Consider the following 23,644-nt stretch of genomic DNA (forward strand, 5'->3'; position numbering starts at 1 on the left):
GCGGGGGGGCCCCCCGCGGGGGCCCCCCCCACGACCAGCATCAATGTGATGCCAATGCGCATGGATTACTGCGCGGTGTAGACGATTTCGACGCGACGGTTCTGCGACCAGCAGGACTCGTTCGACTCGGTGCAGACCGGACGCTCTTCACCGTAGGACACGACGGTCAGCTGCGAAGCCGAGCCACCGTTGGCCTGCAGCGCCGAGTTGACGCCGTTGCCACGACGCTCGCCCAGGGCCTGGTTGTACGCGCGCGAACCGCGCTCGTCGGTGTGGCCCTGCAGGGTGATGCGCGAGGACGGACGGTCACGCAGGTACTTGGCGTGGCACGCCATGATGGCCTGGAATTCCGGCTTCACGTCTTCCTTGTCCAGGTCGAAGTAGACAACGCGCTGGCGCAGGCAAGCGTCGGTGTCCAGGTCGCCCGGGCCGTACAGGCCGGAGGTGGACGGACCGGTCGGGGTGGTGGTCGAGGTGCCGGTGTCAACCGGGGCTGCCGGCTCTTCCTTGACCTTCTTCGAGCAACCGGCCAGGACGGCCACAGACAGCAGGGAAACAAGCAGAACGCGGGTGGACTTGTTCATGGCGATACCTTTGTGGCTCCTAGGCCGATGAGGGGTTCAAGACAGCAAAATGTTAACACTCTTTTAGCGCTGAGTACGGTATGGGGACCATGCCGGCTCGCGCACATCGCCATCGGCCAGGACCAGGCGCTGACGAACCCGCGCATCGGCCGAAACGGCATACAACACACCACGGCCACCTTCGCGGGCGGCGTACAACACCATGCTTGCGTTGGGCGCGAAGCTCGGCGATTCATCCAGCGAACCCGGCGACAGCGTGCTCCAGCGCGGCGAGCCCAGCGAGCTGTCCATCATCGCGATCTTGTAGCTGTTGCCCGAGCCCTGTGCCACGGCAATCTTCTTGCCGTCATAGGACACCGAGGGCTTGGCGTTGTAGTTGCCCTGGAAGGTCACGCGCTCGGCGCTGCCGCCGCCTGCGCCCACCTTGTAGACCTGCGGGCGACCGCCGCGGTCGGAGGTGAAGTACACCGCGCTGCCATCCGGCGCCCAGGTCGGCTCGGTATCGATGGCGAAGTGGTTGGTCAGCTGGGTCAGCTGCTTGCTGCCCAGGTCCATCACGTAGATTTCCGGGTTGCCGGAGCGCGACAGGGTCAGGGCCAGCTTGCGACCGTCCGGCGAGAACGCCGGGGCACTGTTGATGCCACGGAAGCTGGTGATCAGCTCACGCGCGCCGGTGCCGATGTTCTGGATGTAGATCGCCGAGTTGCCACGCTCGAAGCTGACGTAGGCCAGCTTGCTGCCATCCGGGCTCCACGACGGCGACAGCAGCGGCTCGGCCGAGCGCACGATGGTCTGCGGGTTGTAGCCATCGGAGTCGGCCACCATCAGCGCGTAGCGCATGGCATCGCCCTTGCCGCTGGCGGTCACGTAGGCGATGCGGGTCCAGAAGGCGCCACGCACACCGGTGATCTTCTCGTAGATGGCGTCGGCCATCTGGTGGGCGACGTCGCGCATGGCGTTGCCACGGGCGGTCATCGCCAGGCCGAGCAGGCGCTCGCCCTTGGGCACGTCGAACAGTTCGTACTCGACGCGATAGGCGCCGGCACCGGCGTCGAGCACACGGCCGACCACGATGTAGTTCTGCTTCAGCGCGCGCCAGGTGGCGAACTGGATGTCGCCGCCGCGCACCGGCTTTTCGACGAGCTGCGCTTCGGGCAGCGTGCGGAACTGGCCCGAACGCTCGAGGTCGGCGCGGACCACGCCGGCGACGTCGGTCTGCGGTGCAGCCGCCGAACCCTGGTAGGGCATCGGCACGATGGTGATCGGCAGTGCGGAGGCATTGCCGCCGATGATGTCGATATCCAGCCCCTTCTGCTGCGCGACGGCAGCAAAGGGCAGCAGAAGGGCCGCAAACACGGCAAGCCAGCGAGGCATCTTTTTCATGGAGCGCTCAATAGGGGGAAACCGGAACGAGGGATAACAAAGCGGAAGTGAACCGCTTCGCAATCATGAACCAAGCGTACGTGAATTCCGGGTCAGTTCCAGCCCGTGACCTCACGCACCGTTAACATCGCGGCCACCTTGGGAGCAGCCTGGGCAGCGGGCGACCGGGTGGGCCGCCCTGCCCCGCCTCAGCGATCCTGGGCGGTAAAGGTGAAGTTGAGCGTGCGCGCGAATACCGACTCGAACCCGCGGTACGGCAGCGGCTGCGCATTGAGCACGGCGGCCTCGATCGAACGCCTGCCGGCCTCGTCGTACGGGCAGTTCGGGCTGACCTTGGCCTGCATCACCGTGCCACCCGGAATCTGGGTGATGGTGATGGTGCAGCGCTGGCCCAGCGGCACCGTATCCGGGCGCACCCACTGCGACAGCACCTTGGCCTGGATCGCCGCGGCGTACTTGGCCGACAGATCGTCGCTGTTGCCACCGCCGCCGGCGGCAGGCTGGGCGGCACCACTGGCGCCAGCAGCGGCGGTACCGGCGGCATTGCGCGCGGCAGCCACCTGGCGCAGCTTCTGCTCGGCCAGCTTGGCTTCCTTCTCGGCCTGCTCACGCTTGGCGCGGATCTCGGCGATCTTCTTCTGCTTCTCGGCCTCGGCCTTGTCCGCAGCCTGACGCGCCTGGTCGGCCAGCTTCTTCTTGGCGTCTTCTTCCTGCTGCTTGGCCAGGCGCAGCTTCTGCTCTGCTTCTTCCTGGCGCTTGCGTTCGGTCAGGTCGATCTGCTCCTGGCGGCGCTTGGCTTCCTGCTCCTGCTTGGCCTTCTCCTGCGAGATGGCCAACGCGTTGGCCGCTTCCTGGTCCTTGGTATCCGGCTGCGCGACACGCTCCTGCGCCTGTTGCTGCTGCGGCGTCGGCGCATCCTGCGGGCGCGGCTCGGGAATCGGCTGCGGGGGCGGCACGGTGTCTTCGGGCACCGGGATCGGCTCAGCGACCGGCGGTGGCAGGTCTTCCAGTTTCTCCGACTGGCGCAGCGCCTGGCGCGCGGCGGCGGCCTCGGACGCGGACAGCGCCAGGCTGGCCTCGACCGACGGATCGCCGGCGGCGGCATCGGTGTTGCGCTCGGGCGACCACAGCCAGGCGCCGATGAAGACCAGCGCGACCAGCAGATGCACCAGCACCGCCAGCGCCAGGGGCAGGCCCCAGCCGGGTTCGCGCTGCTGCGGGGGTGGCAGGGCGTCAGCGTGCATCGGTGGCCAGGCCTACCTTATCTACCTTGGCGCGCTTGATCACATCCATCGCGGCGATGACCTTGTCATAGGCCACGGCGCGGTCGGCGGCGACGATCACGCGCACGCCCTTGTCCTGGGCGACGATGCCGGCCAGGCGCCCTTCCAGTTCCTCGGCCGAGACGGCGGCCGGCTCCTTGGCGTCGGGCAGCTTCAGGCTCAGCTGGCCGTCCTGGCGCACCGAGACGATCACCGGGTCCTGCTTGCTTTCCAGCGCCTTGGCGTTGGACTGCGGCAGATCGACGTCGAAACTCAGGGTGAGCAGCGGTGCGGTGACCATGAAGATGATCAGCAGCACCAGCATGACGTCGATGTAGGGAACGACGTTGATTTCCGATTTCAGCTTGCGGCGCTTGCGGCGACCGATGGCAGCGGACATGGCTTGGACTCCCGGGTCAGGCGCTTACTCGTCGCCAGCGCTCTGGCGCTGCAGGATGGAGCTGAACTCATCGGCGAAGGTCTCGAACCGCACCGACATGCGCTCAACGCGGGTGGTGAAGCGGTTGTAGGCCCACACCGCCGGAATGGCCACGAACAGGCCGATGGCGGTGGCGAACAGCGCTTCGGAGATGCCCGGGGCGACGGCAGCGATACCGGCCTGCGCGCCACTGCTGATCATGTCGTGCATGGTCACCATGATGCCGAACACGGTACCGACCAGGCCCACGTACGGGGCGGTCGAGCCGATGTTGGCCAGCAGTTCCAGGTTGCGCTCAAGCTGGTCGACTTCGCGCGTATAGGTGGTGCGCATCGCGCGCTGCGCGCCTTCCAGCTGCGCGCGGCCATCCAGCCGGCGCTTGTCGCGCAGGCGGGTGTACTCGCGGAAACCGGCTTCGAAGATCGCCTCCAGGCCGCCGACATTGCGGCTGCGGTCGGTGGCCGAGCTGTAAAGCTTGCCCAGGTCGGCGCCGGACCAGAAGCGGTTCTCGAACTCGTCGGCTTCACGGGTGGCCTGCTTGAACACGCGGGCCTTGCGGAAAATGATCACCCAGCTGACGAACGAGCCGACCAGCAGCAGCAGCACGATGATCTTCACCGGCAGGCTGGCCTTGGCCATCAGTTCGAGGTAGTTGATGCCGCCGCCGGTGGTGGCCTGGGCAAGGGTCTGTGTCGCGGCGTTGCTGACGTCGGCCGGCAGTGCCTCGGTGACCGTGGCCTGCAGGGCCAGGAGCGTTGCGATCATCCGTTGTTCCTCAGTGTTCGGATTCGGGGTGGAGGTGGGGTTGCAGCACGGCAAGGACGGATTCGTCCATGCCACGCGGGCGGAAACTGGCCGCTTCCAGTGCGGCGATGCGGACCTGCGCCGACAGCAGCAGCTCGCCGTCGCGCAGGATCTGCTGGTCGAAGACCATGCTGGCCTTCTTCAGCTGGACCAGGCGGGCGCTCACCTGCAGGGTGTCATCCAGCCGCGCCGGCCTGATGAAATCCATCTGCATCGAGCGCACCGCGAAGACCATGCCGTGCTCGGCGCGCATGCGCTCCTGGCCGTAGCCCAGCGCACGCATCCATTCGGTCCGGGCCCGTTCCATGAAGGCCACGTAGCGGGCGTGGTAGACCACCCCGCCAGCGTCCGTATCTTCCCAGTAAATGCGTGTCGGCCAACTGAATCGCGGCTCAACCGACATCGGGAACCTCCGCGAACAGGTCCTGCGGCGGGTTCTTCGGCTTCAGGCCCATGTGCCGGTAGGCCTTGTGGGTGGCCATGCGGCCGCGCGCGGTGCGCACCAGGAAGCCCTGCTGGATCAGGTACGGCTCAACCACGTCTTCCAGCGTGCCGCGCTCTTCGGACAGCGCCGCCGCCAGCGATTCGATGCCGACCGGGCCGCCATCGAAGTAGTCGACCATGGTCTTCAGCAGGCGCCGATCGAGCTCGTCGAAGCCCTCCGGGTCGACCTTGAGCATCTGCATTGCGGCCTGCGCGACAGCTTCGTCGATGTGGCCACCGGCCTTGACCTGGGCATAGTCACGCACGCGGCGCAGCAGGCGGTTGGCGATACGCGGCGTACCACGCGCGCGGCGCGCGATCTCGCCGGCGCCATCGGCGGTGCAGTCGATGCCGAGGATGCTGGCCGAGCGGCGCACGATCCGGGTCAACTCTTCGACGCTGTAGAACTCCAGGCGCTGGACGATGCCGAAGCGGTCGCGCAGCGGCGCGGTCAGCAGGCCGGCGCGGGTGGTGGCGCCGATCAGGGTGAACGGCGGCAGGTCGATCTTGATCGAACGGGCCGCAGGGCCCTCGCCGATCATGATGTCGATCTGGAAATCTTCCATCGCCGGGTACAGCACTTCTTCGACCACCGGCGACAGGCGATGGATCTCGTCGATGAACAGCACATCGTGCGGCTGCAGGTTGGTCAGCAGCGCGGCCAGGTCGCCGGCTTTCTCGATCACCGGCCCGGAGGTCACCCGCAGCGCCACGCCCAGCTCGTTGGCGATGACGTGGCTGAGAGTGGTCTTGCCCAGGCCGGGCGGCCCGAAGATCAGCACGTGGTCGAGCGCATCGCCGCGCCCCTTGGCCGCCTCGATGTAGATTTCCATCTGCTCACGCACCGGGGCCTGGCCGAGGTAGTCGGCCAGCCGCTTGGGACGGATGCTGGCGTCGGCGGCGTCATCCTCGCGGGTGGCGCCGGCGCCGATGATGCGGTCGTCGGTCATGTGCTGATTATGCGGCAAAAGTACGGGTTTCGGCCGGGCTGCGCCCGGCACCCGCTAACGGCAACGTCAACTTCAAACGCCGGTTTCCTGGGGAATGGCGGGGTGGGTCCGGTTGCGGGGACGCCGTAAACCCGTCCATGGGGGCTCAGCCGCGCCATCCATGGCGCGGATGCCCCGCAACCGGACCCACCCCGCCTTCGACAGAGTCCTGCGATCTGTCGGAATGACATGGGCGGCTCTTGGTCGACACGGTAGATCCACGCCATGCGTGGATGGAGGTGTGGATGACTCAAGACATGGGGTCAGAGCCCTTTTCCTGTGGAAAAGGGATCCGACCCCTGCGGTCAGATCTCCACCTGGGCGCCCAGTTCCACCAATCTGTTGCCCGGAATGCGGAAGAAGCCCGTCGCCGGGGCGGCGTTGCGATGCATCAGCGCGAACAGCTTGTCGCGCCAGATCGGCATGCCGCGGTTGGCGGTGGCCACGATGGTCTCGCGGCTGGCGAAGAAGGTGGTGTCCATCGGGTCGAAATAGATGCCGCCGTGGTCGCACGAGCGCATCAGCGCCAGCGGCACGTCCGGGGTCTCCATGAAGCCGAAACGCACGTAGACCCGGTAGAACTCGTCGCCCACCGATTCGATCTTCAGCCGCTGCCCCTCCGGCGCATACGGCACCGGCAGCGTCACCACGTGCAGGAACACGTTGCGCTCGTGCAGCACCTTGTTGTGCTTGAGGTTGTGCATCAGCGCGTGCGGGGCCACGGTCGGGTCGGCGGTGAGGAACACCGCGGTGCCGGGCACGCGTACCGGCGGTGCCAGCATCAGGCCCGGCAGGAAGGTATCCAGGCGGATGCCGTCCTTGCGGATCTCATCGCGCAGCAGCTCGCGGCCACGGCGCCAGGTGCGCATCATGGTGAACAGGAAGATGCCCAGCACCACCGGGAACCAGGCGCCCTGCAGCAGCTTGGCGCCGTTGGCGATGACGAAGCCGAGGTCGATGATGAAGAACACCACGCACAGCGGCAGGATCCAGGCGCGCGCCTTCGGCCACAGCGAGCGGGCCACCAGGGCCAGCAGCAGGGTATCGATCAGCATGGTGGCCGACACCGAGATGCCGTAGGCCACGGCCAGGTTGGACGAACTGCGGAAGGCCAGCACCAGGCCGATCACCATCACCGCGATACCCCAGTTGATGCCCGGGATGTAGATCTGGCCGATGGTGTCGTGCGAGGTGTGCTTGATGCGCATGCGCGGGATGTAGCCCAGCTGCATGGCCTGGCGCGAGACCGAGAATGCGCCGGTGATGACCGACTGCGAGGCGATCACCGCCGCCATCGTGGCCAGGATGATCATCGGGTACAGCGCCCACGGCGGCACCGCTTCGAAGAACGGGTTCTTCAGCGCCTCCGGATGGTTGAGCACCAGTGCGCCCTGCCCCAGGTAGTTCAGCACCAGGCACGGCAGCACGAAGAAATACCAGGCGTGGCGAATGGGCTTGGCACCGAAGTGGCCCATGTCGGCGTACAGCGCCTCGCCACCGGTCACCGCCAGCACCACCGCACCGAGGATGAAGATGCCGTGCCAGCTGTGCTCCATGAAGAAGCGGATCGCCCACCACGGGTTGAACGCCTTCAGCACTTCCGGTGCGTCGACGATGTTGTAGATGCCGATCGCGGCCAGCGAGATGAACCAGACCGAGGTGATCGGGCCGAACGCCTTGCCGATCTTCTCGGTGCCGAAGCGCTGCGCGGCGAACACCATCAGCAGCACCACCACCGTGATCGGCACGATGAAGGCATGCAGGCCGGGCGCGGCCACCTCCAGGCCCTCGACCGCACCCAGCACCGAGATGGCCGGAGTGATCACGCCGTCACCGAAGAACAGCGAGGCGCCGAAGATGCCGAGGATGCCGACCACGTAAGCCGAGCGCGACCCGTTGCGCAGCGTGCGCTGGGTCAGCGCCATCAGCGCCATGATGCCGCCCTCGCCGTCATTGTCGGCGCGCATGATGATGGTCACGTACTTCAGCGTGACCACGATGTTCAGTGCCCAGAACGCCAGCGACAGCACGCCCAGCACGGTGTCGTGGTCACTGTTGAGCCCGTAGTGCGGCGAGAACGCCTCCTTCAGGGTGTACAGCGGGCTGGTACCGATATCGCCGAAGACCACGCCGATCGCACCGATGATCAGCGCCATGCCTCCGGCGGGAGGGGCGTGACCGTGGCCGCCGGGGGCAGCTGCGTGCGGGGTTTGACTGCTGGACATGGGACTCCTGGCGAAGCTCAGGCGGTTCGTTGAAGGAAAGGAAAACGGATCAGCGCAGCGCCGACTGCAGTGCCTTGCGGATCACGGTGGCCACTTCGTCGCCCTCATTGAAGGCGTCGCGGGCCATGCGTGCCGCTTCGGCCGGCTTGTAGCCCAGCTGCTGCAGGGCCACGGTGGCGTCGGACAGCGGGTCGGCCGGGGCCGGGCCGCTGCCGGTGGGCAACGCCCCGCCCGCGCCGAACTGGGCCGCGCGGTCGCGCAGTTCCAGCACCATGCGCTCGGCGGTCTTCTTGCCGATGCCAGGAATGCGGGTCAGCGCGGTGATGTCACCGGCCTGGACCATGCGCGCGAACTCCTCGATAGTGACGCCGGACAGCACGGCCAGCGCGATCTTCGCGCCGATGCCGCTGACCTTCTGCACGTCGCGGAACAGCCGCCGCTCGCCCTCGCGCAGGAAGCCGTACAGCGAGACGCTGTCTTCCTTCTGCGCGTAATGGGTATACAGGGTGACCTCGCGGCCAAGCTCGGGCAGGTCGTAGAAGGTGCTCATCGGCGCCTCCAGCTCGTAGCCCACCCCGTTCACGTCCACCACCAGCCACGGCGGCGCCTTGTAGGCGACGATGCCGCGCAGTCGACCGATCATTGCGTGCAGCTCCTCATTTGCGGCCCCACGCCTGGCGGGCGCTGAGCCCCAGGCGGTTGGCCGTTGCCCTTACGTGGGCATGGGTGATCGCCACCGCCAACGCGTCGGCCGCGTCGGCCTGCAGCTTGGTTTTCAGGTTGAGCATGAGCCCGACCATGTGTTGAACCTGTTGCTTTTCAGCGCCACCGCGGCCGACCACGGCCAGCTTGATCTCGCTGGCGGCATATTCGTGCACTGGCAGGTCACGCAGCACCACCGCGGAAATCGCCGCGCCACGGGCCTGGCCCAGCTTCAGCGCCGAATCGGGGTTGCGGGCCATGAAGACCTTTTCGATGGCCACTTCGTTGGGCTGGTACTCCCGGCACAGGTCGGCCAGGCCCAGCACCAGCAGTTTCATCCGCTGCGGGAAGTCGTCGGCGCCCAGCAGCACCAGCGGCTGGTGGTGCACATGGCTGACGCGGCCGGCGGCGTCGACATCGATGATGCCGACCCCGGTCCGCTGCGAACCGGGGTCGATGCCGAGAATGCGGGTCATGCCGCACTCCTGGCGGGACGGAACGGGAAGCGCTGGCAGGCGTATGGGCTCATGTCTGTCCGCGGTGACCGTTCAACGGCCCGCGCCCAGGCCGTCAAAGACGGCTCAGGCGTAGGCGTCGGCGCCGAGTTCGGCGTTGGAGTACACGTCCTGCACGTCGTCCAGGTCTTCGAGCATGTCCAGCAGCTTCTTGACCTGCAGGGCGACCTCGCCCTCGACCTTGATGTCATTGTCCGCGCGGAAGGTGATCTCGGCGTGGCCGGCGACATGACCGGCGGCGGCCATCGCGTCCTTGACCGCGTTGAACGCGTCAGGACTGGTGACCACGTCGATCGAGCCGTCGTCCGGGTAGACCACGATGTCATCGGCGCCGGCCTCAATGGCGGCTTCGGTGATGGCGTCCTCGTCGGCGCCCGGGGCGAAGCTGATGACGCCCAGGCGCTTGAACATGAAGGCCACCGAGCCTTCGGTGCCCATGTTGCCGCCGCACTTGCTGAACGCATGGCGGACATCGGCCACGGTACGCACGCGGTTGTCGGTCAGGCAGTCGACGATCACGGCCACGCCGCCCGGGGCATAGCCCTCATAGCGGATTTCCTCGTAGTCGACGCCTTCCAGTTCACCGGTCGCCTTCTTGATGGCGCGCTCGATCACGTCCTTGGACATGTTCACGGCCAGGCCCTTGTCCATGGCCACGCGCAGGCGCGGGTTGTTGTTGGGGTCGCCTCCACCGCCGCGCGCGGCCACGCCGATCTCGCGGATGATCTTGGTGAAAATCTTGCCGCGCTTCGCGTCGGACGCGTTCTTGCGGGCTTCGATGGAGGGGCCTCTACCCATGGGTGCTACCGTCTGGCTGCTTCAGGATCAAGGCGCGGATTCTACCTGATCGGGCGCTGCAACCGTGTCTAGGGCGGAAGGATGCCGCCAGGTCATGCCTGGTGGAGAGCGGAGAGCGTGCGAACCAACGGTTCGCACCCACCAAAGCAAGCCGGTGGCACCCACCAAAGCAGGCCGCACCCACTCAATCATGCGGCAGCGGCGTCGCGGCTGTGGTCGAACTGGCCGTGGCGCAGGAAATACGCGGTCTGCCGTGCGGCATCGGGCGATACGACAAGGCCGCTGTGGCTGGTGCGCACCACGCAATGGTCGGAAAGCCCTGGCAGGCGGGTCTCGGCCAGGGCCACGGTGCCATCGGATTCGTCATCCAGCGCGCCCAGCAGGCTGCCCAGGCCATGCGGCACCGAGCCGGCGATCAGCCCGACCTCGGCCTTGCCCTGCCAGTCCGGCAGGCCATCCAGCAGCAGCTCGCTGCTGCGCCCCAGCGCCAGCCCCCAGCCATGATCGGACAACGAGCGCGCCGTGCCGCTGCCGCGCAGCGGCGAGCCCAGGCAGACCACGCGCTGCACCGGCAGCTGCGGATTGCGGCGCAGCGCTTCCAGCGCCAGCAAACCGCCCAGGCTGTGGCCGACCAGCGACAGCGGGCCGGCATCGGCCAGCCGCTCCAGCAACTGTGGCACAGCCACGTCGGGGCCGCCGAACACCGAGGAATAGCCAAACGCGTGTACCTGGAAGCCACGCGCGCGCAGGCGCCAGGCCAGTGGCCCAACCCAGGCACGGGCATTCCAGATGCCATGCAGCAGCAATACGGGGGGAGTCATGCAAACAGCCTGGCGGTCAGCGGGGCAGGAACGTACTGCAATTGAACACGCGCGCGCAGCAAGCGACGGTGAACGTCAGGCCGCGCGCGGTGCGCGGCGCAGGATGAATTCGAGATCGTGGGTGTCACCCACCGGGAACAGGTATTCGCCGGCCTTCTCGAAACCGTAGCGGGCATAAAAGCGCTGCGCGCCGAAGTTTTCCGACCACACGCCCAGCCACAGCGTGCGTGGGCCATCGTGTTCCAGCCAGGCCAGCGCGGTTTCCAGCAGGCGGCTGCCCCAGCCACAGCTCTGCTGGGTCTTGATCAGGTACAGGCGCTTGAGTTCGCCATCACCGGGCTTCACCTCCGGATGCGGCAGGCCACAGGGGCCGGCGGCGGCATGGCCGACCGCCTCCCCGTCCAGTTCCAGCAGCCACACCGCGTAATCCGGGTGGGCCAGGATCACGCGCTGGCGCTCGACCGTGTAGGCCTCGTCGAGGAAGGCCTGCAGGTCCTGCGGCGGGTACAGATGGCCGAAGGTCTCGGTGAACGTGCGGGCGGCCAGCGCCGACAGGGTCGGCGCGTCGTCCACGGTGGCGCGGCGGATGGAATACATGCAGGAAGTTGACGTCAGGGTGAAGCGCGGGTCAAGCCTTTTCCGGCGCTTCCGCGGCTTCGTGTTCCTCGTCCTCTTCCTCGTATTCCTCTTCGTCCTCGTCCTCTTCTTCCTCGCCCTCTTCGTCCTCGTCGTACTCTTCCTCTTCGTCGTCCTCGTAATCCTCGACGCCGAAGTCCTCACCATCCCAACGGCCTTCGCCGTCGGCGACGAAGGTCAAGGCCATCGCCGCCGGATTGGTACCGACGCGGACCAGCCAACCCCCGAACACGCGCGCACGCTCGGTGACCAGGTTGGCCTCGGAGCCTTCATTGCCCAGCTTTTCCCACTCCAGCGAAAACGCAAACTCGGTCATTGCCTGGATCTCCTGATCAGTTGGTCTTGGGGCGAACCTGGATGTGCACTTCGGCCAGCTGCGCGTCGACGATCGGCGACGGCGCGTCGGTCATCAGATCCTGTGCACCGGTGGTCTTCGGGAACGGGATGACGTCGCGGATCGACTCGGTGCCGGCCATCAGCGCGGCGATGCGGTCGATGCCAAAGGCGATGCCACCGTGCGGCGGCGCGCCGTAGTTCAGCGCGTCGAGCAGGAAGCCGAACTTGGCGCGGGCTTCTTCGGCGCCGATGCCGAGCAGTTCGAACACCGCGCTCTGCATGTCCGGACGGTGGATACGGATCGAACCGCCGCCGATTTCATTGCCGTTGAGCACCATGTCGTAACCACGCGAGACGGCGGTACGGGCGTTGGCGCGCAGGTCGGCGATGTCGTCCACGGCCGGTGCGGTGAAGGGGTGATGCAGGGCGACGTAGCGCTGTTCTTCCTCGTCCCACTCGAACATCGGGAAGTCGGTGACCCACAGCGGTGCCCAGCCGTCGGCGACCAGGCCGAAGTCCTTGCCGGCCTTCAGGCGCAGGGCGCCCATGAAGTCGGAGACCTTGTTGTAGCCACCGGCGCCGAAGAACACGATGTCGCCGTTGCCGGCGCCGACGTGGGCGACCAGGGCAGCGAAGGATGCCTCACTGAAGAACTTCTGGATCGGCGAGCTGACTTCGCCGTTGTCGGCGATCTTGATGTAGGCCAGGCCCTTGGCGCCGTACTTGGCGGCGTGCGCGGCGTATTCGTCGATCTGCTTGCGCGACAGCGCTGCCCCGCCCGGGATGCGCAGCGCGGCCACGCGGCCTTCGGCGTCATTGGCCGGGCCGGTGAACACCGGGAACTCGCTGTCCTTGACCAGTTCGGCCACGTCGACCAGTTCCAGCGCGATGCGCAGGTCCGGCTTGTCCGAACCGTAACGACGCATGGCTTCGGCCCAGGTCATGCGCGGGAAGCTGGCGTCCAGTTCGACGTCGACCACTTCCTTGAAGATGGCACGGATCATGTTCTCGACGAAATCCTGCACGTCGCGTTCGCGGACGAAGGCGAACTCCATGTCCAGCTGGGTGAATTCCAGCTGGCGGTCGGCCCGCAGGGCTTCGTCGCGGAAGCAGCGCGCAATCTGGTAGTAGCGGTCGAAGCCGGCCACCATCAGGATCTGCTTGAACAGCTGCGGGCTCTGCGGCAGGGCGTAGAACTCGCCCGGGTGCATGCGCGCCGGCACCAGGAAGTCGCGCGCGCCTTCCGGGGTGGCCTTGGTCAGGATCGGGGTTTCGATGTCCTGGAAGCCCTTCTCGTCCAGGTGGCGGCGCAGCGCCTGCACCAGCTTGATGCGGGTGCGCTGCATGCGCTGCATCTCCGGACGGCGCAGGTCCAGATAGCGGTACTTCAGGCGGGTTTCTTCGCCCGGGTTCTCGTGGGCGTGGAACGGCAGCGGCGCGGCCTTGTTCAGCACGGTGATGGTGGTGGCGATCACTTCCACCTTGCCGGTGCGCATCTTGTCGTTCACCGCGTGGCGGGCACGCACCACGCCTTCCACCTGCAGCACGTCCTCGTAGCCCAGCGAGGCGGCCACGGCGAACACTTCGGCGTTGTCGACCTCCACCGTCACCTGCACGATGCCTTCATGATCTCGAAGATCGATGAAGCAGACGCCGCCCTGGTTACGGGCCACGTCGGTCCAGCCGGCGAGGGTGACAGTCTGGCCAATCAGGGTCTCGTCGACCAGGCCGCAGAAGTGGGTACGCATTGGGGGGAAGCTCCGCTGGAGAACGCCGGCACCGGATGGGGGCCGGAAAGCCTCGTATTCTGCGGCCGAGGCCCCGGCCGGGGCAAATCCGGCCAGTCACACCGGCTTGATCGCCCCCCTCCCTATAGTCGGGCACCTGCCACCGTATGGGATGCCGCCATGAAACCGCTGTCCCTGGCCAGCCTGGCCGTGACCCTCAGCCTGGGTGCACTGGGCACCCTCGCCCTGCCCGCCCCGTCCGCCACTGCACAGAACGGGGTGATCCGCTGCGAAAGCCAGAGCAATCGCGAACGGGTCTGCAACACCGGCTGGCGCAGCGCGCAGCTGGTCCGCCAGTTGTCCGGCAGCCCGTGCGAGGAAGGCCGCACCTGGGGCAGCCGCAATGGCAGCATCTGGGTCACCAGCGGCTGCCGCGCCGAATTCGTCGAAGCCCGGGGCGGCTGGGGCGGCGGCAACGGCGGTGGCTGGGGCGGCGATAATGGGCGCCCCGGCGACACCATCCGCTGCGAAAGCCAGAACAACCGCGAACGCAGCTGCCCGGTCGGCTGGCGCAATGCCCGCCTGGTCCGCCAGTTGTCCGGCAGCCCCTGCGAAGAGGGCCGCAGCTGGGGCGTGCGCAACGGCGCGGTGTGGGTCAGCAATGGCTGCCGCGCCGAATTTGCCGAAGCCCGCGGCTGGGGCGGCGGCGGGGGCGGCTGGGGTGGCGGCAACAGCAACTACTCGGTGACCTGCAGCAGCAACAACAACCGCACGCAGAACTGCGACTGGGATGAACGCCAGGGCCGGCCGGTGCTGCAGCAGCAGCTGTCCGGCAGCGCCTGCCAGGAAGGCCGCAGCTGGGGCTATTCACGCGGCCAGGTGTGGGTAAGCAACGGCTGCCGCGCGCGCTTTGGTACGCGCTGAGCAAGGGCTCGGATCCCTGGCCGATGGCCAGGGCTCTGGCCCCGGCCCGGTATCGCGTATCCACGCATGGGTCGGAGCCCTCCGCAGGAGGGATCCGACCCCGCGATCACGGTGCGGGCGCTTTGTCGTCGCCCCACGGCGCTGGCGGCAGGTCGACCGGCTTGCTCAGGTCGAACCTGACGCGGAAGCGGCGTCCGTCCGGGCGGGTCAGTTCGTAGACGAATGCCTGGTCGGGGTCGATCTCCATCGCCCAGGTATTGAACGTGGACGCCAGCATGCCGGCACGACGGAACATCGCCACCGAGTCGCCATCGGCCGGAAACTGCTGGCGGCCGGCGGTGCCCGGCGGCGTGCTGTCGCCGCCATACAGGGTGATCGCATCCGCGCTGCCGTCCTCATGGCGGTGATCGTGCTTCAGGCGCAGCCCGTTCGGCGTGCGGGTCAGCACCCACGTCCGCGAGTGGTCATCACCGACATGGAACGGGATGCGCAGCTCATGCGCCGGATCGGCACAGCCGCGCACATGCATCACCAGGCGCTGCCCGGCGAACGGGTCCTTGTCCGTCGGCGCCGGCGTGTCCTCCACCACCTTGCCGGCATAGGCCTGGCCACAGTGCGCGGCGATGGCGGCCATGAAGGCATCGGCCGGTGCGGTCGCCAGATCATGGGCAACCGTATCGGAGCGCTGCGTACACGCAGCGAGGCTGAGCAGGAGGGCGGCAGCGGTGGCAACGGCGGGTAGTCTCATGCCCCAACCCTAACGGCCATGACCGATGGGCGCAAACGGCAGCTCAGCGTGGCGCCGGTGGAGCCTCCGGCAACGTCTCGGTGGCCGCCACCGGTGCGGCCTCGCCCTCGCCCGCCGGCTCCTGTTCCACCGGATCGACATCGAACGGGGTGCGGAACACCAGCGACGGCAGCAGCGTGGTCAGTGCCGCATACAGCAGCAGCGCGCCGAACAGCACGGCCGGAATCTGGAAGCGCTCGCGCATGATCGCGGCCAGCACCAAGGTGAAGATCAGCGTCGGTGCCAGCGCCAGCGAGACCCGCAGGCTGCTGCGGAAGCTCTCGCCGAACATGACCCGGCGTTGCAGCCAGACCACGCCGATGCGCAGCGGCAGCACCACCAGGGTGATCACGATGCCCAGCCCCAGCGCCTCGAAGCTGAGCGCTTCGCTGGGCACCTTGGTGCCGGCGTTGAAGAAGTAGAACGGCACGAAGAACGAGGCGAACAGGCGCAGCGCGTGCAGGTTCTCGTGCGAGGCCAGCAGCGGCATGCGCTGGTGCAGCAGGCGCGCGACCAGGCCGGCGATGAACGCGCCGACCAGGTAATACACGCCCAGCAGATAGGTGATGTACGCAGCGACCATGCCGACCATCACCAGCAGCGAGAATTCCGAGCCGGGCGCGTGCGGCGCCACCCAGCGCCCCAGCGCGATGAACAGCAGTGGCAGGCCGATCATCATCGCCAGCAGGGCCAGGCTGGACAGCGCCATGTGGCCCGGGTCACCGGCCTGCAGCACGATGAACAGTGCCGCCAGCGCCAGCAGTTCGCCGGCGATGGCCTTGCTGGTCACCCAGAACCGCTCGTCCTCGCTCAGGCCCAGCCGCGACAGCGAATCCATGATGAAGCCGGTGGACGGCGTCAGCAGCGCCAGCGCCAGCAGGCCCGCGGCCTGCCATGGCAGCCCCGCATAGCGCCAGGCCAGCCAACCCACGCCGAACAGCGTGCCGGTACGGATCACCAGATGCGCCAGCAGCGGCCACATGCCACGACGCAGCGCCTGCAGGTCAACCTCCAGGCCGGCGAACAGGAACAGCGAGGAAATACCCAGCGTGGCCAGCAGGCCAATCACCGCGTCGTGTGCCTGGTCGCCCAGCCAGAGCATGCCGATGATGCCGAACAGCAGGCAGGTCAACGGCGCTGGCAGGCTGAAGCGCTGCAGCGCGCGCGGGATCACCAGCAGCGCGAAGATCAGCAGCAGGTAGATCAACTCATGGCTCATCGGGGTCTTCCGTGGGGTTCGAACGCGCGCAGGATGCGCGTACCCGCCCGATCCGGCAAGCCATTTTCGAATGACCCCGGTTACCTCATCCGATCATCGCATCGGCCAGCGCCCCCACCCGTGCGAGCACGGCTGCACGCTGGTCGTCATCGACCGACGCGCCCTGCAGATAGGCGGTGACCACCCACGCTGCGCCGCCCGCATGCGGCCACAGCACGGCGATGTCGTTGCGCGTGTCGTCGCCGTTGCTGCCGGTCTTGTCGCCCACCCGCCAGCGCTTGCCCAGCCCGGCGCGCAGGCAGGCATCGCCGGTCTGGTTGTCGATGAGCCAGTCGGCGAACTGCTGGCGCGATGCCGGCTGCAGGCCCTTGCCCACCGCGAAGCGGGCCAGGCTGGTGGCCATCGCGGCCGGGCTGGTGGTATCGCGCGGGTCTCCCTTCGCAAACAGATTCACGTCCGGCTCGTTGCGGTCATTGCGGGTAACGCTGTCGCCCTGCCCGCGCAGGAATGCCGTCAGTGCCGACGGCCCGCCCACCACGTCCAGCAGCAGGTTGGCCGCGGTGTTGTCGCTGGTGGTCAGCGTGCCCCGGCACAGGTCGCGCACCGTCAGGTCCTTGCCCACATGGCGGCGCGCCACCGGGGCGTAGGACAGCAGATCCTGCTCGGCGATGGGCACGCGGGTGTCGAGCGAAACGCGGCCTGCATCCGCCAGGCTCAGCACATGGGCCACCAGCATCGACTTGAACGTGCTGCACATTGGGAAGCGTTCGTCCTGCCGATGCCCGCCGATGCGACGGCCACTACCGGTGTCCAGTACGGTCACGCCCAAGCGGCCACCGCTGGCTTTCTCCAGCGCGGCGAAATCGGCGGCGCCGGCAATGGCGGCTTTCGCGGCGGGTGTGCCGGACGCAGGTGCAACGGCCCGCGCCAGCGCAGGGGCAAGCAGCGAGGACGCAACGGCAGCACCACTGAACTGCAGGAATCGGCGACGGGCAAGCATAGGGGTTCTCCTGGTGACCGCTCGATTATTGATGCCGCCTGCGGGAGCGACCAGCGCAAAAAATCAGCACCTGGCATGAGATTTATTCATGCATGTCGTATTCAACCCCTTAATTTCCCGAAACTGGCCAGTGAAGCGTTAGGATCACCCATCACTCCAGCTCACGGCTGCGCAATGCTGCACCCCACCCTGCCGCTGAACGCGCTGCGCGCCTTCGAAGCCGCCGCCCGCCACCAGAACTTCACCCGTGCCGCGCTGGAGCTGTGCGTCAGCCAGGCCGCGCTGAGCCATCAGATCCGTGGCCTGGAGGATCGGCTCGGCATCCGCCTGTTCCATCGCCTGCCGCGTGGTGTCGCGCTGACCGACGAAGGCGCGGCCCTGTATCCGGTGCTCAACGAATCCTTCGAACGCATCTCGGCCAGCATTGCGCGCTACACCGGCGGACCGGCGCGCGAAGTGCTGACGCTGGGCGTGGTCGGCACCTTCGCCACCGGCTGGCTGCTGCCACGGCTGGCCGCGTTCGAGGCCGCGCACCCGGACATCGAGCTGCGCCTGCAGACCCACAACAACCGCATCGACCTGGCCGGCGAAGGCCTGGACCTGGCGATCCGCTTCGGCGACGGCGACTGGCAGGGCCAGGCGTGCACCGCGATCCTGGAGGCGCCGTTCACGCCGCTGTGCGCACCGGCACTGGCACGACGGCTGAAGCAACCGCGCGACCTGGGCTCGGTGCCGCTGCTGCGCTCCTACCGCAGCGACGAATGGCCGCGCTGGCTGCAGGCAGCCGGGGTCAGTGGCGTGGAAGCGCGCGGGCCGGTGTTCGATTCCTCGTTGACGGTGGCGATGGCCGCCGCCGGCGGTGCCGGTGTCGCGCTGCTGCCGCTGCGCATGTTCGAGCAGGAACTGGCCGAAGGCCGCCTGCTGCAGCCGTTCAGCACGACGCTCGAGCTGGGCCGTTACTGGCTGACCCGGCTGCGCTCGCGTGCCGAACGTGAGTCGGCCAAGCGCTTCCGCGAGTGGTTGCAGGCGCAGAGCACGTAGGTAGTGCCGGCCGCTGGCCGGCAACCCCTTGATCGTTGTGGGCGCATCGCGCTGCCGGCCAGCGGCCGGCACTACCGGTTACGACTCCAGCAGCTCCATCCACGCCGCTTCGGCTTTTTCCAGCTGCGTGCCGAGCGTGAGCCGGCCAGGCGCTCGCGAGTGGCTGCAGGCGCAGAGCGCGTAGGTAGTGCCGGCCGCTGGCCGGCAACCCCTTGATCGTTGTGGGCGCATCGCGCTGCCGGCCAGCGGCCGGAACTACCGGTTACGACTCCAGCAGCTCCATCCACGCCGCTTCGGCTTTTTCCAGCTGCGCGGCCGCGGTTTCGCGGTCGCGGCCGATCACCGCCATGCGGGTGGCATCGGCGTAGTTGGCCGGGTCGGCCAGCTGACGGTCCAGTTCGGCCAGGCTGTTCTCCAGTTCGGCTACCTTGGCTTCGGCCGCGGCCAGCTTGTGCGGATTCACCGGCTTCTTCTGCACCACCTGCGCCACCGGCGCGGTCTTGACCACCACCGGCTCTTCCACCTGCTCCATGCGCGCCTTGGTGCCCTGCGCCTGCGGACGGGTGCGCAGCCACGCCGCATACGCGTCGAGGTCGCCGTCGAACGGCTCGACCACGCCATCGGCCACGCGCCAGTAGGTATCGCAGACCAGGCCGATCAGGTGGCGGTCATGCGAGACCATCACGATCGCGCCTTCGAAGGTAGCCAGGGCTTCGGCCAGCGCTTCGCGCATTTCCAGGTCAAGGTGGTTGGTCGGTTCGTCCAGCAGCAGCACGTTCGGCTGCTGCCAGGCAATCAGTGCCAGTGCCAGGCGCGCGCGCTCGCCACCGGAGAACCCATCGACCGGCTCGAATGCACGGTCACCCGGGAAGTTCCACTTGCCGAGGAAGTCGCGGAACGACTGGTTCGGTGCGTCCGGCGCGATCTCGCGGAAGTGCTCCATCGGCGACTGGCCTTCGTGCAGCGACTCCACCGTGTGCTGGGCGAAGTAGCCGATCTTCAGGTCCGGGTGGGCCATGCGCTCGCCGACGATCGGCGCCAGCTCGCCCACCAGGGTTTTGACCAGAGTGGTCTTACCGGCACCGTTCGGGCCGAGCAGACCAATGCGCTGGCCCGCTTCCAGGCCGAAGCCGACGTTGTGCAGGATCACCGCGTCCTTGCCGTAACCCGCCTCGACGTGATTCAGGCGGATCAGCGAGAACGGCAGCTTGGCCGGCGGCGCGAACTCGATGCGGAACTCGCGCTCGGCACGCACCGCTTCGGTACCGGCCAGCTTGGCCAGGCGCTTCATGCGGCTCTGCGCCTGCGCGGCCTTGCTGGCCTGCGCCTTGAAGCGGTCGATGAAGCTCTGCAGGTGCGCGCGTTCGGCCTGTTCCTTCTCGTGCGCGATCTGCTGCTGGCGCAGCTGTTCGGCGCGCTGGCGCTCGAAATCGGTGTAGCCGCCCGGGTAGAGCTTGGCGCCGCCACCGTGCAGGTGCAGGGTGTGGGTGGCCACGTTGTCGAGGAACTCGCGGTCGTGCGAGATCAGCAGCAGGGTGCCCGGGTACTTCAGCAGCCACTGTTCCAGCCAGTACACCGCGTCCAGATCGAGGTGGTTGGTCGGTTCGTCGAGCAGCAGCAGGTCGCTGGGCATCATCAGCGCGCGCGCCAGGTTCAGGCGCACGCGCCAGCCGCCGGAGAACGAGGACACCGCGCGGTGGTGGGTCTCGGCCGGGAAGCCGAGGCCGTGCAGCAGCTTGCCGGCGCGCGCTTCGGCGTCGTAGGCGTTGAGCTCGGCCATCTTCGTATGCGCTTCAGCGACCGCTTCCCAGTCCTCGCGGGCGGTGGCGTCGGCTTCGGCGGCCAGTACCGCGGCCACCTCGGTATCACCGCCGAGCACGAAGCTCAGCGCCGGATCGGGCAGCGACGGCGTTTCCTGGGCCACGCTGGCGATGCGCACCTTGCCGGGAAGGTCGACGTCGCCCTTGTCCGCCTCCAGCTCGCCCTTCACCGCCGCGAACAGGCTGGACTTGCCAGCACCGTTGCGGCCGACCACACCCACCCGGTAACCGGCGTGCAGGGTCAGGTCGACATTGGACAACAGCAGCCGCTCGCCGCGGCGCAAGGCGAAATTACGAAGGGAAATCATCGGGGGAGGGGTCCATATAACCGGATGGAATGTGCTGGTGAGCACTGTTCCTGCGACGCAATTCTAGCGTTAACGAATACTTGACGCGTCCCGGGATGCGCGGCGGCAGGCCAACTCTCTCCCTCGTCGGCCCCGCGCAGCCCCCGGGCCCCTCTCCCCCGTCGCCGCCCGCTGCTGCTAAATGGTTGCCACTGCAACGTTTTTTCCTGTTACGAACATTTGACAGGGACTGAATATCCCGTTAATTCCTGCCTTGCGCACCGCAACAACCGCCGTCCGCCTCACCCCCGTGATGTCGATTCCGGTGCCGCCCCCGCCAACCGGAGCCCCACCCCGATGACCCGCAAGACCCGCCTGATCGCCGCCGCCGTCGCTGTCGCACTCGGTGGCTCTCCGTTCGTCGCCGCTGCCCAGCAAGCCGGCACCGCCGCCAACACCCTGGACACGGTGATCGTCACCGGCACCCGCGTGTCCGACCGCACCGTGGCGCAGTCGCAGTCGCCGATCGACATCATCACCCCCGAGGCGCTGCAGTCCACCGGCACCTCCGAACTGGCCACCGCGCTGTCGCGCGCCCTGCCCTCGCTGAACTTCCCGCGCCCGGCGCTGACCGACGGCACCAGCGGCATCCGCCCGGCGCAGCTGCGCGGCCTGTCGCCGGACCAGGTGCTGGTGCTGGTGAACGGCAAGCGCCGCCACACCTCGGCGCTGATCAACGTCAACGGCAGCATCGGCCGTGGTGCATCGGCGGTGGACATCAACGCCATCCCGATCGCCGCCATCGAGCGCGTGGAAGTGCTGCGCGACGGCGCCTCGGCGCAGTACGGTTCGGACGCCATCGCCGGCGTGGTCAACATCGTGCTCAAGGGTAGCGGCAGTGGCGGCAGCCTGGCCGTGGACTACGGCCAGTACAGCGAAGGCGACGGCAAGAAGTACCAGCTCTCCGGCGATACCGGCATCAGCTTCGCCGAGGGCCGTGGCACGCTGCACGTGGCCGGCCAGATCAGCCAGCAGGACGAAAGCAACCGCGCAGGCCCCTACCAGGGCACCACGCCGAATACCGGCAACTTCCCCAGCATCGGCCAGACCACCTTCATCGTCGGCGACCCGAAGGTGGACGCCACCGCAGCCTCGGCCAATGCCAGCTTCGCCTTCAGCGACCACGTCACCGGCTATGCCACCGCGCTGCTGAGCAACCGCGACATCACCTCGTTCGCGTTCTACCGCTCGCGCAACCACAGCGGCCAGGGTGCGCTGCTGGCGCAGACCTATCCCGATGGCTTCGTGCCGGAGATCAACCAGTATTCCAAGGACCGCTCGCTGGTGGCCGGCGTAAAGGGCAGCACCGACAGCGGCTGGACCTGGGATGTGAGCGCCAACCATGGCGAGAACACCATCGATTTCCACACCCGCAACAGCATCAACTACAGCCTGGGCACCGCCAGTCCGCGCTCGTTCTACGACGGCACGCTGAAGTACACCCAGGACATCGTCAACGCCGACATCACCAAGGCGCTGGACTGGGGCCTGGCCTACCCGGTCACCTTCTCCTTCGGCGGTGAATACCGCAAGGAAAAGTGGGAACAGCTGCCGGGCGAGCTGAACGCCTACACCGGCAGCGGCGCGCAGGGCTTCGGCGGCTTCACCCCGAACAATGAAGTGCACGCCGACCGTCACAACTACGCCGTCTACGCCGGGCTGGAAGCCGACCTGACCGACAAGTTCTCCGCCGGCATCACCGGCCGCTACGAGGACTACTCGGACTTCGGCGACAAGTTCTCCGGCAAGCTGTCGGCGCGCTACGCCTTCACCGACAAGGTCGCGCTGCGCGCCACCGCCTCCAGCGGCTTCCGCGCACCGTCGCTGGCCCAGCAAGGCTACCAGGCGGTGACCAGTACGATCATCAACGGCGTGTTCTTCGACCGTGGCACCTTCCCCACCACCAGCCCCGCCGCGCAGGCACTGGGCGCCTCCAAGCTGAAGCCGGAGACCTCCACCAGCTACAGCGTGGGCCTGGTGCTGCAGCCGGTGGACCGTCTGTATGTGACGGTGGATGCGTACCAGATCGAGATCGACGATCGCATCGCGTTGTCCTCCAACATCACCACCACCCCGGCCGCCGCAGCGCTGCTGACCGGCCTGGGCCTGCCGCAGGTCACCGCGTTCTCCTACTTCACCAACGGCCTGGATACGCGTACCCGCGGCGTGGACGTGGTGTCCAGCTACACCGTGCCGCTGGCCGCCAGCAGCCTGGAGCTGACCGCGGCCTACAGCTACAACGACACGAAGGTGAAGAAATTCGCCGCCTCGCCGGCCGCGTTCGGTCCGCTGGGCATCAGCCAGGCGCTGATCGGCCGCGATGAGATCGGCCGTATCGAAGACAGCTACCCGCGCGACAAGGCGATCCTCAGCGGCACCTGGCGTTCGGACCACTGGGAACTGGGGCTGGCGGCCACCCGCTACGGCAAGTTCACGGTGCGCAACTCGGCCACCGCGCTGCGCGACCAGACCTACGGTGACACGTGGACGCTGGATGCCTCGGCCAGCTACAAGCCGAGCAGCAACTGGACCCTGACCGTCGGCGCCGACAACCTGCTGGACGAGTACCCCGACCGCACCACCGACCTGCAGAACTCGACCTGGGGCATGCTGCCGTACAGCAACTACTCGCCGTTCGGCTTCAACGGCGCGTATGTGTACGGCCGGATCAAGTACACCTGGTAAGCGGTAGCGCCGGCCGCTGGCCGGCAACCCCCTGGTGGGGTCAGATCCCTTCCCTGCGGGAAGGGATCTGACCCCAGGGTTTGCCGCATTTGGCTCATTAGGTGAAAATCGGGGCAC

22 protein-coding genes are annotated in these 23,644 nt (G+C 67.5%); 3 read left to right on the plus strand and 19 right to left on the minus strand.

Annotated features, from left to right (window positions below; all coding sequences use genetic code 11):
* Positions 1-65: 65 nt before the first annotated feature.
* From pal to aspS, 15 genes are all read right to left on the minus strand, one after another.
* On the minus strand, positions 66-584 hold the full coding sequence (gene pal / locus ACMZPQ_RS09195; protein WP_005410748.1) for a peptidoglycan-associated lipoprotein Pal: 519 nt from the start codon (positions 582-584) through the stop codon (positions 66-68).
* Between the two features lie 63 nt (positions 585-647).
* Positions 648-1,967: a Tol-Pal system beta propeller repeat protein TolB gene (gene tolB, locus ACMZPQ_RS09200; protein ID WP_197583059.1), complete on the minus strand. Its 1,320-nt coding sequence runs from the start codon at positions 1,965-1,967 to the stop codon at positions 648-650.
* A 188-nt stretch (positions 1,968-2,155) separates the two neighbouring features.
* The gene (gene tolA / locus ACMZPQ_RS09205; RefSeq protein WP_197583060.1) at positions 2,156-3,211 is read right to left on the minus strand and encodes a cell envelope integrity protein TolA; all 1,056 of its coding nucleotides are present in this window, start codon (positions 3,209-3,211) and stop codon (positions 2,156-2,158) included.
* Positions 3,201-3,629: a protein TolR gene (gene tolR / locus ACMZPQ_RS09210; protein WP_008265776.1), complete on the minus strand. Its 429-nt coding sequence runs from the start codon at positions 3,627-3,629 to the stop codon at positions 3,201-3,203. Before tolR ends, tolA begins: the two co-directional genes overlap by 11 nt.
* Before the next feature lie 24 nt (positions 3,630-3,653).
* Complete coding sequence (gene tolQ, locus ACMZPQ_RS09215; RefSeq protein ID WP_197583061.1) at positions 3,654-4,433, minus strand: protein TolQ; 780 nt, start codon at positions 4,431-4,433, stop codon at positions 3,654-3,656.
* A gap of 10 nt (positions 4,434-4,443) precedes the next feature.
* Positions 4,444-4,875 (minus strand): tol-pal system-associated acyl-CoA thioesterase, encoded by a 432-nt coding sequence (gene ybgC / locus ACMZPQ_RS09220; RefSeq protein WP_197583063.1) that lies wholly within the window; start codon positions 4,873-4,875, stop codon positions 4,444-4,446.
* Positions 4,865-5,905: a Holliday junction branch migration DNA helicase RuvB gene (ruvB, locus tag ACMZPQ_RS09225; protein ID WP_197583064.1), complete on the minus strand. Its 1,041-nt coding sequence runs from the start codon at positions 5,903-5,905 to the stop codon at positions 4,865-4,867. Before ruvB ends, ybgC begins: the two co-directional genes overlap by 11 nt.
* 344 nt (positions 5,906-6,249) lie before the next feature.
* The gene (locus tag ACMZPQ_RS09230) at positions 6,250-8,169 is read right to left on the minus strand and encodes a potassium transporter Kup (RefSeq protein WP_414486119.1); all 1,920 of its coding nucleotides are present in this window, start codon (positions 8,167-8,169) and stop codon (positions 6,250-6,252) included.
* A gap of 49 nt (positions 8,170-8,218) precedes the next feature.
* Positions 8,219-8,812: a Holliday junction branch migration protein RuvA gene (gene ruvA / locus ACMZPQ_RS09235; protein ID WP_197583066.1), complete on the minus strand. Its 594-nt coding sequence runs from the start codon at positions 8,810-8,812 to the stop codon at positions 8,219-8,221.
* A gap of 13 nt (positions 8,813-8,825) precedes the next feature.
* Entirely contained in the window at positions 8,826-9,347 is a 522-nt protein-coding gene (gene ruvC / locus ACMZPQ_RS09240; protein ID WP_008268142.1) for a crossover junction endodeoxyribonuclease RuvC, read from the minus strand.
* A gap of 105 nt (positions 9,348-9,452) precedes the next feature.
* Complete coding sequence (locus ACMZPQ_RS09245; RefSeq protein ID WP_008268284.1) at positions 9,453-10,184, minus strand: YebC/PmpR family DNA-binding transcriptional regulator; 732 nt, start codon at positions 10,182-10,184, stop codon at positions 9,453-9,455.
* Positions 10,185-10,372: 188 nt separating this feature from the next.
* Complete coding sequence (locus tag ACMZPQ_RS09250) at positions 10,373-11,005, minus strand: esterase/lipase family protein (RefSeq protein ID WP_197583067.1); 633 nt, start codon at positions 11,003-11,005, stop codon at positions 10,373-10,375.
* Between the two features lie 75 nt (positions 11,006-11,080).
* A complete protein-coding gene (locus ACMZPQ_RS09255) occupies positions 11,081-11,602 on the minus strand; it encodes a GNAT family N-acetyltransferase (RefSeq protein ID WP_197583069.1) in 522 nt (173 codons plus the stop codon).
* Between the two features lie 31 nt (positions 11,603-11,633).
* Entirely contained in the window at positions 11,634-11,957 is a 324-nt protein-coding gene (locus ACMZPQ_RS09260) for a DNA primase (RefSeq protein WP_197583070.1), read from the minus strand.
* A 16-nt stretch (positions 11,958-11,973) separates the two neighbouring features.
* Complete coding sequence (gene aspS, locus ACMZPQ_RS09265; RefSeq protein WP_197583071.1) at positions 11,974-13,725, minus strand: aspartate--tRNA ligase; 1,752 nt, start codon at positions 13,723-13,725, stop codon at positions 11,974-11,976.
* A gap of 159 nt (positions 13,726-13,884) precedes the next feature.
* Here aspS and ACMZPQ_RS09270 point away from each other — a divergent pair, with 159 nt between their 5' ends.
* On the plus strand, positions 13,885-14,628 hold the full coding sequence (locus tag ACMZPQ_RS09270) for a DUF3011 domain-containing protein (protein WP_197583073.1): 744 nt from the start codon (positions 13,885-13,887) through the stop codon (positions 14,626-14,628).
* Between the two features lie 106 nt (positions 14,629-14,734).
* Here the strand turns inward: ACMZPQ_RS09270 and ACMZPQ_RS09275 are convergent, their stop codons facing one another.
* From ACMZPQ_RS09275 to blaL2, 3 genes are all read right to left on the minus strand, one after another.
* Positions 14,735-15,376 (minus strand): hypothetical protein, encoded by a 642-nt coding sequence (locus tag ACMZPQ_RS09275; RefSeq protein WP_197583074.1) that lies wholly within the window; start codon positions 15,374-15,376, stop codon positions 14,735-14,737.
* A 43-nt stretch (positions 15,377-15,419) separates the two neighbouring features.
* Positions 15,420-16,634, minus strand: a complete 1,215-nt coding sequence (locus ACMZPQ_RS09280; protein ID WP_197583075.1) for a cation:proton antiporter domain-containing protein — start codon at positions 16,632-16,634, stop codon at positions 15,420-15,422.
* Between the two features lie 85 nt (positions 16,635-16,719).
* Positions 16,720-17,634: a L2 family extended-spectrum class A beta-lactamase gene (blaL2, locus tag ACMZPQ_RS09285; RefSeq protein ID WP_197583076.1), complete on the minus strand. Its 915-nt coding sequence runs from the start codon at positions 17,632-17,634 to the stop codon at positions 16,720-16,722.
* 174 nt (positions 17,635-17,808) lie between these two features.
* On the opposite strand from blaL2, the gene ampR reads away from it, so the two are divergent.
* Positions 17,809-18,675: a LysR family transcriptional regulator AmpR gene (gene ampR, locus ACMZPQ_RS09290; RefSeq protein ID WP_197583077.1), complete on the plus strand. Its 867-nt coding sequence runs from the start codon at positions 17,809-17,811 to the stop codon at positions 18,673-18,675.
* Between the two features lie 262 nt (positions 18,676-18,937).
* On the opposite strand, the gene ACMZPQ_RS09295 is transcribed toward ampR, so the two are convergent.
* Entirely contained in the window at positions 18,938-20,803 is a 1,866-nt protein-coding gene (locus ACMZPQ_RS09295; RefSeq protein ID WP_197584126.1) for an ABC-F family ATP-binding cassette domain-containing protein, read from the minus strand.
* Between the two features lie 336 nt (positions 20,804-21,139).
* On the opposite strand from ACMZPQ_RS09295, the gene ACMZPQ_RS09300 reads away from it, so the two are divergent.
* Positions 21,140-23,527 carry a TonB-dependent receptor domain-containing protein gene (locus tag ACMZPQ_RS09300; RefSeq protein WP_197584125.1) on the plus strand — a complete coding sequence of 796 codons (2,388 nt, stop codon included), beginning with the start codon at positions 21,140-21,142 and terminating at the stop codon, positions 23,525-23,527.
* Positions 23,528-23,644: the final 117 nt, after the last annotated feature.

The sequence above is a fragment of the Stenotrophomonas maltophilia genome (genome assembly GCF_047497515.2).
Classification (GTDB): domain Bacteria; phylum Pseudomonadota; class Gammaproteobacteria; order Xanthomonadales; family Xanthomonadaceae; genus Stenotrophomonas.

Excerpts from the sequence above, each read along its gene's own strand:
- ACMZPQ_RS09300 (WP_197584125.1), top strand. The coding sequence starts at position 21,140 with ATGACCCGCAAGACCCGCCTGATCGCCGCCGCCGTCGCTGTCGCACTC.
- tolR (WP_008265776.1), bottom strand. The coding sequence starts at position 3,629 with ATGTCCGCTGCCATCGGTCGCCGCAAGCGCCGCAAGCTGAAATCGGAA.
- aspS (WP_197583071.1), bottom strand. The coding sequence starts at position 13,725 with ATGCGTACCCACTTCTGCGGCCTGGTCGACGAGACCCTGATTGGCCAG.
- ampR (WP_197583077.1), top strand. The coding sequence starts at position 17,809 with ATGCTGCACCCCACCCTGCCGCTGAACGCGCTGCGCGCCTTCGAAGCC.
- blaL2 (WP_197583076.1), bottom strand. The coding sequence starts at position 17,634 with ATGCTTGCCCGTCGCCGATTCCTGCAGTTCAGTGGTGCTGCCGTTGCG.
- ACMZPQ_RS09275 (WP_197583074.1), bottom strand. The coding sequence starts at position 15,376 with ATGAGACTACCCGCCGTTGCCACCGCTGCCGCCCTCCTGCTCAGCCTC.
- ACMZPQ_RS09270 (WP_197583073.1), top strand. The coding sequence starts at position 13,885 with ATGAAACCGCTGTCCCTGGCCAGCCTGGCCGTGACCCTCAGCCTGGGT.
- ACMZPQ_RS09230 (WP_414486119.1), bottom strand. The coding sequence starts at position 8,169 with ATGTCCAGCAGTCAAACCCCGCACGCAGCTGCCCCCGGCGGCCACGGT.
- tolQ (WP_197583061.1), bottom strand. The coding sequence starts at position 4,433 with ATGATCGCAACGCTCCTGGCCCTGCAGGCCACGGTCACCGAGGCACTG.
- ACMZPQ_RS09295 (WP_197584126.1), bottom strand. The coding sequence starts at position 20,803 with ATGATTTCCCTTCGTAATTTCGCCTTGCGCCGCGGCGAGCGGCTGCTG.
- ACMZPQ_RS09250 (WP_197583067.1), bottom strand. The coding sequence starts at position 11,005 with ATGACTCCCCCCGTATTGCTGCTGCATGGCATCTGGAATGCCCGTGCC.
- ACMZPQ_RS09255 (WP_197583069.1), bottom strand. The coding sequence starts at position 11,602 with ATGTATTCCATCCGCCGCGCCACCGTGGACGACGCGCCGACCCTGTCG.
- ACMZPQ_RS09260 (WP_197583070.1), bottom strand. The coding sequence starts at position 11,957 with ATGACCGAGTTTGCGTTTTCGCTGGAGTGGGAAAAGCTGGGCAATGAA.
- ruvB (WP_197583064.1), bottom strand. The coding sequence starts at position 5,905 with ATGACCGACGACCGCATCATCGGCGCCGGCGCCACCCGCGAGGATGAC.
- ruvA (WP_197583066.1), bottom strand. The coding sequence starts at position 8,812 with ATGATCGGTCGACTGCGCGGCATCGTCGCCTACAAGGCGCCGCCGTGG.
- pal (WP_005410748.1), bottom strand. The coding sequence starts at position 584 with ATGAACAAGTCCACCCGCGTTCTGCTTGTTTCCCTGCTGTCTGTGGCC.
- ruvC (WP_008268142.1), bottom strand. The coding sequence starts at position 9,347 with ATGACCCGCATTCTCGGCATCGACCCCGGTTCGCAGCGGACCGGGGTC.
- ACMZPQ_RS09245 (WP_008268284.1), bottom strand. The coding sequence starts at position 10,184 with ATGGGTAGAGGCCCCTCCATCGAAGCCCGCAAGAACGCGTCCGACGCG.
- tolA (WP_197583060.1), bottom strand. The coding sequence starts at position 3,211 with ATGCACGCTGACGCCCTGCCACCCCCGCAGCAGCGCGAACCCGGCTGG.
- ybgC (WP_197583063.1), bottom strand. The coding sequence starts at position 4,875 with ATGTCGGTTGAGCCGCGATTCAGTTGGCCGACACGCATTTACTGGGAA.
- tolB (WP_197583059.1), bottom strand. The coding sequence starts at position 1,967 with ATGAAAAAGATGCCTCGCTGGCTTGCCGTGTTTGCGGCCCTTCTGCTG.
- ACMZPQ_RS09280 (WP_197583075.1), bottom strand. The coding sequence starts at position 16,634 with ATGAGCCATGAGTTGATCTACCTGCTGCTGATCTTCGCGCTGCTGGTG.